Raw genomic sequence first — 10316 nt, 5'->3', positions numbered from 1 at the left:
GCAAGCCCGCTCCTACAAAGGCCGTGCAAGCTATAAGAGCCGGGCTGAACTGCAATGCAGACGCCGCGAACTTACTGGCACCCCGCCTCGTCCAACAAAGGCCGTGCAAGCTGTAGGAGCCGGGCTTGCCCGCGATGCAGGTGCCACGAATTCACTGGCACCACGCCGACGCCATCGCGGGCAAGCCCGCTCCTACAAAGGCCGTGCAAGCTATAAGAGCCGGGCTGAACTGCGATGCAGACGCCGCGAACTTACTGGCACCGCACCGACGCCATCGCGGGCAAGCCCGCTCCAACAGAAAATGCAGCGTGTGGGAGCCGGGCTTGCCCGCGATGCAGGCGCCGCGAACTTACTGGCACCGCGCCGATGCCATCGCGGGCAAGCCCGCTCCCACAAGAACCTGCTCAGGGGTGCTTTTTTGCGGGCACAAAAAAGGGCGACCAAAGTCGCCCTTTTTCTTAACCAGTCAGAACTTAGTTCTGCTTGGCCATTGCCTCGCGCAGCAGGGCAGCCATGGTGGTGTCACCAGTGACTTCTGGAGCGGTTTTCAGGCTCTGGATCGCTTCGCGCTCTTCTGCATCGTCTTTCGACTTGATGGACAGGTTGATTACGCGGCTCTTACGGTCGACGCTGATGATCTTAGCTTCGATCTCTTCGCCTTCTTTCAGGACGTTACGCGCGTCTTCAACGCGGTCACGGCTGATTTCGGAGGCTTTCAGAGTAGCTTCGATGTCGTCAGCCAGGGTAACTACAGCGCCCTTGGCGTCAACTTCTTTCACGATACCTTTGACGATAGCGCCCTTGTCGTTGACAGCAACGTAGTTGGAGAACGGATCGTCTTCCAGCTGCTTGATGCCCAGGGAGATGCGCTCGCGCTCTGGGTCAACCGACAGAATGACGGTTTCCAGCTCGTCGCCCTTCTTGAAGCGACGTACGGCTTCTTCGCCGACTTCGTTCCAGGAGATGTCCGACAGGTGAACCAGACCGTCGATGCCGCCGTCCAGACCAATGAAGATACCGAAATCGGTGATCGACTTGATGGTGCCGGAGATCTTGTCGCCCTTGTTGAACTGGCCAGAGAAGTCTTCCCATGGGTTGGACTTGCACTGTTTGATGCCCAGGGAGATACGACGACGCTCTTCGTCGATGTCCAGAACCATAACTTCCACTTCGTCGCCAACTTGAACGACTTTCGATGGGTGGATGTTCTTGTTGGTCCAGTCCATTTCGGAAACGTGTACCAGGCCTTCCACGCCTTCTTCCAGCTCTGCGAAGCAGCCGTAGTCGGTCAGGTTGGTGACGCGCGCCATGACGCGGGTGCTCTCTGGGTAACGTGCCTTGATAGCAACCCATGGGTCTTCGCCCAGTTGCTTCAGGCCCAGGGATACGCGGTTACGCTCGCGATCGTACTTCAGAACCTTGACATCGATCTCGTCGCCAACGTTGACGATTTCCGATGGGTGCTTGATACGCTTCCAAGCCATGTCGGTGATGTGCAGCAGGCCATCGACGCCGCCCAGATCAACGAATGCACCGTAGTCGGTGAGGTTCTTGACGATACCTTTGACTTGTTGGCCTTCCTGCAGCGATTCCAGCAGAGCTTCGCGCTCGGCGCTGTTTTCGGCTTCCAGGACGCTGCGACGGGAAACGACAACGTTGTTGCGCTTCTGGTCCAGCTTGATGACCTTGAATTCCAGCTCTTTGCCTTCCAGGTGGGTGGTGTCGCGCACTGGGCGGACATCAACCAGGGAACCTGGCAGGAAGGCGCGGATGCCGTTGACGTCAACAGTGAAGCCGCCTTTGACTTTACCGTTGATAACGCCCTTGACCACTTCTTCGGCGGCGAAAGCTGCTTCCAGAACAATCCAGCACTCGGCGCGCTTGGCTTTTTCACGGGACAGTTTGGTTTCGCCAAAGCCGTCTTCGACCGCGTCCAGCGCAACGTGAACTTCGTCACCGACCTTGATGGTCAGCTCGCCAGCTTCGTTGTAGAACTGCTCGAGCGGGATGACGCCCTCGGATTTCAGACCGGCGTGGACAGTAACCCAGTCACCGTCGATATCAACAACGATACCGGTGATGATCGCACCTGGTTGAAGGTTGAGGGTTTTCAGGCTTTCTTCAAAAAGTTCTGCAAAGCTTTCGCTCATTTTAATTCCTGTAGATTAGGGCGAAACAGACGCCCAGCAACCACACTCCAGACAATGTGGGTTTCGTTCATAGTAAGGGCAGCCTGCAGGACGTTGACTGGTGGACCTGCAAACCTCCCTGATCACCCGGCGATGTCGCGCAGTGCGACTTCACTCATGATGCGTTCCAACACCTGCTCGATGGACAATTCCGTGGAATCCAGCTGAATTGCGTCGGGCGCCGGCTTGAGCGGGGCCACTGCGCGCTGGGTGTCGCGCTCATCGCGCGCACGTATCTCATCTAGCAGACTCGACAGACTAACATCATCACCCTTGGCCTTCAACTGCAAGTAGCGTCGACGCGCACGCTCCTCGGCACTGGCCGTCAGGAAAATCTTCAGCGGGGCATCGGGAAACACCACGGTGCCCATGTCACGACCATCAGCGACCAGGCCCGGCGATTCCTGAAATGCACGCTGGCGCTGCAACAATGCATCCCGTACGGCCGGCAGCGAGGCCACCTTGGAGGCATTCGCCCCCACGGTTTCGTTGCGAATGACATCGCTGACGTCGTCGCCTTCCAGAATAATACGCTGCGGCTGGCCATCGCTGGCAGCGATGAATTGCACATCCAGATGAGCGGCCAGCGCCTTGAGCAGCTCTTCGTTGGTCAGGTCGACACCGTGGTTGCCAGCCGCATAGGCCAGCAAACGGTACAGCGCGCCCGAGTCGAGCAGGTTCCAGCCCAGGCGCTTGGAGAGCAGCCCGGCGACGGTGCCCTTGCCGGATCCGCTAGGCCCGTCGATGGCGATGACTGGTGCTTGCTGGTTCACGACTTGCCCTCTTCAGCAACACGGATGCCGACTTCGGCACACAGCGCCAGGAAGTTCGGGAACGACGTGGCGACGTTGGCACAATCATGGATGCGAATCGGCGCATTTGCACGCAGCGAGGCAACACTGAAGGCCATGGCGATACGGTGGTCACCGTGCCCATGAACTTCGCCACCGCCGATAGGGCCGCCATCGATGATGATGCCATCCGGGGTCGGCTCACATTTCACGCCCAGGGTCAGCAGGCCATCAGCCATGACCTGGATGCGATCGGATTCCTTGACCCGCAACTCTTCGGCGCCACGCAGTACAGTGCGGCCTTCGGCACAGGCAGCCGCCACGAACAATACCGGGAATTCGTCAATGGCCAGCGGTACCAGCGCCTCAGGAATTTCGATGCCCTTTAGCTTGGCGCCACGCACGCGCAGGTCTGCCACAGGCTCGCCGCCGACTTCGCGCTGGTTTTCCAGGGTGATGTCGCCGCCCATCAAACGCAGGATGTCGATGACACCGGTGCGGGTCGGGTTGATGCCAACGTGTTCAAGCAGCAACTCGGAGCCTTCGGCAATCGACGCTGCCACCAGGAAGAACGCCGCCGAGGAGATGTCGGCAGGCACTTCGATCGACGTGGCAGTGAGCTTGTGGCCGGACTCCAGCGATGCGGTCGCCCCTTCAACCGTGACCGGGTAGCCGAAGCCACGCAGCATGCGCTCGGTATGGTCGCGGGTCGGTGCAGGCTCGGTAACGGTGGTTTTGCCTTCGGCATACAGGCCCGCCAGCAGCAGGCAGGATTTCACCTGGGCACTGGCCATTGGCAGGGTGTAGTTCAGCGCCTTGAGCGTGTGACCACCACGGATGGTCATCGGCGGACGACCTTCAGCAGCGGTCTCAATGACCGCACCCATTTCGCGCAGCGGGTTGGCCACACGGTTCATCGGACGCTTGGACAGCGAGGCATCGCCGGTCAGTACGGTATCGAAGCTTTGCGCGGCCAGCAGGCCGGACAGCAGGCGCATCGAAGTACCGGAGTTACCCAGGTAGATCGGCCCAGGTGGCGGCTTCAGGCCATTGAGGCCAACGCCATGGATGGTCACGCGGCCGTGATGCGGGCCCTCGATCACCACACCCATGTCACGGAAGGCCTGCAGGGTAGCCAGCGCATCTTCGCCCTCAAGGAAACCTTCCACCTCGGTGGTGCCTTCGGCCAGCGAGCCGAGCATGATCGAGCGGTGGGAAATCGATTTGTCGCCTGGTACGCGAATACGGCCGGACAGGCGACCACCAGGATTTGCCAGGAAAATCAGATCGTTGGAGTTCATAGCGTCCACATAGGCCCGGCGGGCCAGGATTTTACTGAAATGCTCGCGAGCTACCCGAGCGCGGGTGAACACACCCAGCAGCTGGTGCCCGTCCCCTGCATCGACCGCATCGCGCAAGGCGTCGAGGTCGCTGCGAAATGTATCCAGTGTGCGCAGAACAGCTTCGCGGTTGGCGAGGAAAATGTCGTGCCACATGACCGGGTCGCTTCCGGCGATTCTCGTGAAATCGCGAAAGCCACCCGCAGCGTAACGGAAGATATCCAGGTTTTCGTTGCGTTTTGCCAACGAGTCGACCAGACCAAAGGCCAACAGGTGCGGCAGATGACTGGTTGCCGCGAGCACCTCGTCGTGGCGCTCGACCTGAATGTGCTCGACGTCGGCACCCAGCGCACGCCAGAGGCGATCAACCAGCGCCAAGGCGGCGGGATCGGTCTCGGCAAGTGGGGTCAGAATGACTTTGTGTCGACGAAACAGCTCGGCATTGGAGGCTTCGACGCCGCTTTGCTCGGAGCCGGCAATCGGATGCCCTGGCACGAAGTTCGGCAGGCGTGAGCCAAAGGCCTCGCGCGCTGCGCGCACGACATTGCCCTTGGCGCTACCGACATCGGTCAGTACCGCCTGCCCCAGTTCGAGCTGCGCGAGTTTGGCCAGGAGCTTTTCCATGGCCAGAATCGGTACGGCCAATTGAATGACATCGGCACCGACACAGGCCTTGGCCAGGTCGTCTTCGCAGCGATCGACTACACCCAGCTCAACCGCCAGCTTGCGCGACTGCGGGTCGAGATCGACCCCGACCACTTCACGGCACAGGCCGCTTTCGCGCAGGCCCTTGGCAAAGGACCCACCGATCAGGCCCAGGCCGACAACGACCAGGCGCGTAATAATGGGCTCAGCCTTTTCTACTGTCACGTCAACCACAAACCGGCACCCTGTTCAGAACATCACGCATGGCTAAACCTCAGAGTACGGCTTTCGGATAGGAACCCAGTACTTTCAGGGCCACCGCCTCCTGGCTGATCTTCTCCAGCACGGCCTTGATCAGCGGATCGCGGTGGTGCCCGACGAAGTCGATGAAGAAGACATAGGTCCATTTGCCGCTGCGCGACGGACGGGTTTCGATGCGGGTCAGGTCGATACCGTTCTCGTGGAACGGTACCAGCAGTTCATGCAGCGCACCCGGCTTGTTGCTCATCGAGACGATGATCGAGGTCTTGTCGTCGCCCGTCGGCGGGACTTCCTGGTTACCGATCATCAAGAAGCGCGTGGAGTTGTCCGGGCGGTCTTCGATTTTTTCCGCCAGACGGGTCAGGCCATAGAGCCCAGCCGCCATGTCACCGGCAATTGCCGCGGAGTTCCATTCGCCCTTGACCCGCTTGGCCGCCTCGGCGTTGCTCGATACAGCAACGCGCTCGACGTTCGGGTAGTGCGCATCCAGCCACTTGCGGCACTGGGCCAGCGACTGGGCATGGGAGTAGATACGGCTGATGCTGTCGGTCTTGGTGTTCTCGCCCACCAGCAGGTGGTGGTGAATACGCAGCTCGACTTCACCACAGATCACCATGTCGTGTTCGAGGAAGCTGTCCAGGGTGTGGTTGACCGCACCCTCGGTGGAGTTTTCCACCGGCACGACACCGAAGTTCACGGCACCGGCTGCAACCTCGCGGAACACCTCGTCGATTGCCGCCATTGGCTTGCTGATCACGGCATGGCCAAAGTGCTTCAGGGCCGCCGCCTGGGTGAAGGTGCCCTCTGGGCCGAGGTAAGCCACTTTCAGCGGCTGCTCCAGGGCCAGGCAGGAGGACATGATTTCGCGGAACAAGCGCGCCATTTCCTCGTTGCCCAGCGGCCCCGGGTTGCGTTCCATGACCCGCTTGAGCACTTGTGCTTCACGCTCGGGACGATAGAACACCGGGGTTTCGCCTTCGCTCAGGGACGCCATCTTGACCCGTGCAACTTCCTGGGCGCAACGCGCGCGGTCGCTGATCAGCTCGAGGATTTTCTCGTCGAGGCTGTCAATGCGCACGCGCAGCGCCTTGAGCTCCTGTTCGGACATCAGGCGTGTTCCTTCTCGAATTCAGCCATGTAGGCCACCAGTGCCTCGATCGCTTCAAGGCCCAGTGCGTTGTAGATCGACGCACGCATGCCGCCTACCGAGCGATGGCCCTTGAGGTTGAGCAGGCCACGGGCATCAGCACCGGCCAGGAAGGCTTTGTCCAAACGCTCGTCCGCCAGGCGGAACGGCACGTTCATCCACGAACGGGCATTGTGCGCAATCGGGTTGGTGTAGAACGCGCTGCTGTCAATGAAGCCGTACAGGCGGTCTTTCTTCGCCCGGTTACGACGCTCCATGGCCTCGACGCCGCCCTGCTCCTTGAGCCATTCGAAGACCAGCCCGGAGAGGTACCAGGAGTAGGTCGCCGGGGTGTTGTACATCGAGCCGTTGTCGGCTGCGACCTTGTAGTCGAGCATGGTCGGGCAGCTGCTGCGGGCATGGCCCAGCAGGTCTTCACGAACGATGACCACCACCAGACCGCTCGGGCCGATGTTTTTCTGCGCACCGGCATAGATCATGCCGAACTGCGAGACGTCGATCGGGCGCGAAAGGATGTCCGAAGACATGTCGACCACCAGCGGCACGTCACCGGTTTGCGGAACCCAGTCGAACTGCAGGCCGCCGATGGTTTCGTTGGAGGCGTAGTGCAGGTAGGCGGCGTCCTTGGTCAGGTTCCACTCGTTCTGCCCAGGAATGGCCAGGTAATCGTATGGCTTGGCGCTGGCGGCAACATTGACGTGACCGAAGCGGCGCGCTTCTTCAATCGCCTTCTTCGACCAGATGCCGGTTTCCACGTAGTCCGCAGTGCCACCCTCGGGCAGCAGGTTCAGTGGAATTTCAGCGAATTGCTGACTGGCACCGCCCTGCAGGAACAGGACCTTGTAGTTGGAGGGAACAGAGAGCAGATCACGCAGATCCTGCTCGGCTTTCTCGGCGATGGCCACGTAGTCGTCGCTACGGTGGCTCATTTCCATGACCGACAGGCCTTTGCCGTGCCAGTCCAGCATCTCGGCCTGGGCACGCTGCAGCACAGCATCAGGAAGCGCAGCAGGGCCTGCGCAGAAGTTAAAGGCTCGTTTGCTCACATCCACTCTCGCTCTGCTCTTGATGTCTGCGGGATTCGCTGCGAGGCCGATTGCCAGCCCCGCAGGCCCTCCCACATAAAATCCGCGTTTACACTATTCCTGCGGCGCTTCGTCTGCGTCCGCGTCAGCATCAACGTCGGTATCAACGTCTGCATCTGCATCTGCATCGACGGCGGTGTCGGCTTCACCTTCGAAACCTTCCTCGTCACCCTCCTCTTCGGAAGGCTCCTGCACGCGCTCAAGGCCCACCAGGGTCTCGTCGCTCGCCAGTTTGATCAAGGTTACGCCCTGGGTATTACGACCCAGGCTGGACACTTCGCTGACGCGGGTGCGTACCAAGGTGCCCTGGTCGGAAATCAGCATGATTTCCTCACCGTCCTGCACCTGAACTGCACCGACCAAGCGGCCGTTACGCTCGTTGCTGACCATGGCGATTACACCTTGGCCACCGCGCTTGTACTCTGGGAACTCGGTGATCGCCGTACGCTTGCCGTAGCCACGCTCGGACGCGGTGAGGATCTGGCTGCCCTCCTCCGGAATGATCATCGAGATCAGTTTCTGACCTTCGCCCAGACGCATGCCGCGCACACCGCGCGCGGTACGGCCCATGGCACGTACGTCGGACTCTTTGAAGCGTGTCACCTTGCCCGCGTCGGAGAACAGCATGACCTCACGCTCGCCATCGGTAATGGCAGCGGAAATCAGGATATCGCCCTCGTCCAGCTCCAGCGCGATCAGGCCAACGCTGCGCTGACGGCTGAACTGCTCCAGCGGGGTCTTCTTCACGGTACCGTTGGCGGTCGCCATGAAGATGAAGTGGCCTTCGGTGTATTCCTCGACCGGCAGCATGGTGGTGATGTGCTCACCCTCATCCAGCGGCAGCAGGTTGACCAGCGGACGACCGCGGGCGGCACGCGAGGCCTCAGGGATTTCGTAGGTTTTCAGCCAGTACACCTTGCCCTTGCTGGAGAACAGCAGCAGCGTGGTGTGGCTGTTGGCAACCAGCAAGTGCGAGATGTAGTCCTCGTCCTTGACGCCGGTCGCCGACTTGCCTTTGCCGCCGCGACGCTGGGCCTGGTAGGCCGCCAGCGGCTGGGTCTTGGCGTAGCCGCCATGGGAGATGGTCACAACCCGGTCTTCTTCCGGAATCATGTCACCCAGGGTCAGGTCGAGGCGCGCGTCGAGAATTTCGGTGCGGCGCACGTCGCCGTATTCGGCACGGATCAGTTCCAGCTCTTCGCGGATCACTTCCATCAGGCGCTCGGCGCTGTTGAGGATGCGGATCAGCTCGCCGATCTGGTTGAGAATCTCCTGGTACTCGGCCAGCAGCTTCTCGTGCTCCAGGCCTGTCAGGCGGTGCAGACGCAGGTCAAGGATCGCCTGAGCCTGTTCAGGCGACAGGAAGTACTTGCCGTCGCGCAGGCCATATTGCTCGTCGAGGGTTTCCGGACGGCAGGAATCGGCGCCAGCGCGCTCGACCATGACCTGCACGGCACTGGACTCCCAAGGGGTGCTGATCAGCGCTTCCTTGGCCTCGGACGGGGTTGGCGATGCCTTGATCAAGGCGATGACCGGGTCGATGTTGGACAGGGCAACCGCCTGGCCTTCAAGGATATGGCCACGCTCACGCGCCTTGCGCAGCTCGAACACGGTACGACGGGTAACCACTTCACGGCGGTGACGGACGAACGCCTCGAGCAGGTCCTTGAGGTTCAGAACCTTTGGCTGGCCGTCGATCAGCGCGACAACGTTGATGCCGAACACGCTTTGCAGCTGGGTCTGGGCATAGAGGTTGTTGAGGATGACCTCAGGCACCTCGCCACGACGCAGCTCGATCACGATGCGCATACCGTCCTTGTCGGACTCGTCACGCAGCTCGGTGATACCTTCGAGTTTCTTTTCCTTGACCAGCTCGGCGATCTTTTCGATCAACCGCGCCTTGTTCAGCTGATACGGCAGCTCGGTAACCACGATCTGCTGACGACCACCGACCTTGTCGATGTCTTCGACGGTGGAGCGGGCGCGCATGTAGATGCGGCCACGGCCCGTGCGGTAGGCCTCGATGATGCCGGCACGGCCGTTGATGATGGCCGCGGTCGGGAAGTCCGGACCCGGGATGAACTGCATCAGTTCATCGACCGTGATGTCCGCGTTATCGATCAGCGCCAGGCAACCGTCGATGACTTCACCCAGGTTGTGCGGCGGAATGTTGGTTGCCATGCCCACGGCGATACCGCTGGAACCGTTGACCAGCAGGTTCGGGATACGGGTCGGCATGACCGCCGGGATCTGCTCGGTGCCGTCGTAGTTGGGCACCCAGTCGACGGTTTCCTTGTGCAGGTCGGCCAGCAGCTCGTGGGCCAGCTTGGTCATGCGCACTTCGGTGTAACGCATCGCGGCTGCGTTGTCGCCGTCGACCGAACCGAAGTTACCCTGGCCGTCGACCAGCAGGTAGCGCAGGGAGAAAGGCTGAGCCATACGTACGATGGTGTCGTAGACCGCCGTGTCACCGTGAGGGTGATACTTACCGATCACGTCACCGACCACACGGGCAGATTTCTTGTACGGTTTGTTCCAGTCGTTACCCAGCTCGCTCATCGCAAACAGAACACGACGATGCACGGGCTTCAAGCCATCACGCGCATCGGGCAGTGCTCGCCCGACAATGACGCTCATCGCGTAGTCGAGGTAGGACTGTCTCAGTTCGTCTTCGATATTGACCGGGAGGATTTCTTTGGCCAGTTCGCCCATGAGAAGCCTGATTCCTTTTTCTGGTGAAACTCCGCCACATCCATGATCGGACGAACGAAGCTCGCCGCCGCAAAGCTGCTGCCCTGCAACGACTTACGACAAATCAACGAGTTAAGCCATGGATCTGCGCAGTAAAGACAGCCAAA

6 protein-coding genes are annotated in these 10316 nt (G+C 60.6%); all 6 read right to left on the bottom strand.

Annotation, left to right across the window (positions count from 1 at the left end):
* Window positions 1-473: 473 nt before the first annotated feature.
* Window positions 474-2150 carry a 30S ribosomal protein S1 gene (gene rpsA, locus CYD26_RS23060; protein WP_065760855.1) on the bottom strand — a complete coding sequence of 559 codons (1677 nt, stop codon included), beginning with the start codon at window positions 2148-2150 and terminating at the stop codon, window positions 474-476.
* Window positions 2151-2272: 122 nt separating this feature from the next.
* The gene (cmk, locus tag CYD26_RS23055) at window positions 2273-2962 is read right to left on the bottom strand and encodes a (d)CMP kinase (protein WP_102053763.1); all 690 of its coding nucleotides are present in this window, start codon (window positions 2960-2962) and stop codon (window positions 2273-2275) included.
* Window positions 2959-5166, bottom strand: coding sequence for a bifunctional prephenate dehydrogenase/3-phosphoshikimate 1-carboxyvinyltransferase (locus tag CYD26_RS23050; protein WP_256588063.1), 2208 nt, complete (start codon window positions 5164-5166; stop codon window positions 2959-2961). The genes cmk and CYD26_RS23050 overlap by 4 nt, the downstream gene beginning before the upstream one ends.
* A gap of 73 nt (window positions 5167-5239) precedes the next feature.
* Complete coding sequence (gene pheA, locus CYD26_RS23045) at window positions 5240-6334, bottom strand: prephenate dehydratase (protein WP_065760853.1); 1095 nt, start codon at window positions 6332-6334, stop codon at window positions 5240-5242.
* Window positions 6334-7419 (bottom strand): 3-phosphoserine/phosphohydroxythreonine transaminase, encoded by a 1086-nt coding sequence (gene serC / locus CYD26_RS23040; RefSeq protein WP_102053764.1) that lies wholly within the window; start codon window positions 7417-7419, stop codon window positions 6334-6336. Before serC ends, pheA begins: the two co-directional genes overlap by 1 nt.
* A 93-nt stretch (window positions 7420-7512) precedes the next feature.
* On the bottom strand, window positions 7513-10170 hold the full coding sequence (gene gyrA / locus CYD26_RS23035; protein WP_102053761.1) for a DNA gyrase subunit A: 2658 nt from the start codon (window positions 10168-10170) through the stop codon (window positions 7513-7515).
* Window positions 10171-10316 lie beyond the last annotated feature (146 nt).

Source organism: Pseudomonas sp. FFUP_PS_473, from assembly GCF_002858665.1.
GTDB classification, from domain to species: domain Bacteria; phylum Pseudomonadota; class Gammaproteobacteria; order Pseudomonadales; family Pseudomonadaceae; genus Aquipseudomonas; species Aquipseudomonas defluvii.
The sequence above is the reverse complement of the archived record's forward strand: the minus strand, read 5'-3'. Positions and strand labels throughout refer to the sequence as shown.

Coding starts and splice junctions, on each gene's coding strand:
- rpsA (WP_065760855.1), bottom strand. CDS start 2,150: ATGAGCGAAAGCTTTGCAGAACTTTTTGAAGAAAGCCTGAAAACCCTC.
- pheA (WP_065760853.1), bottom strand. CDS start 6,334: ATGTCCGAACAGGAGCTCAAGGCGCTGCGCGTGCGCATTGACAGCCTC.
- gyrA (WP_102053761.1), bottom strand. CDS start 10,170: ATGGGCGAACTGGCCAAAGAAATCCTCCCGGTCAATATCGAAGACGAA.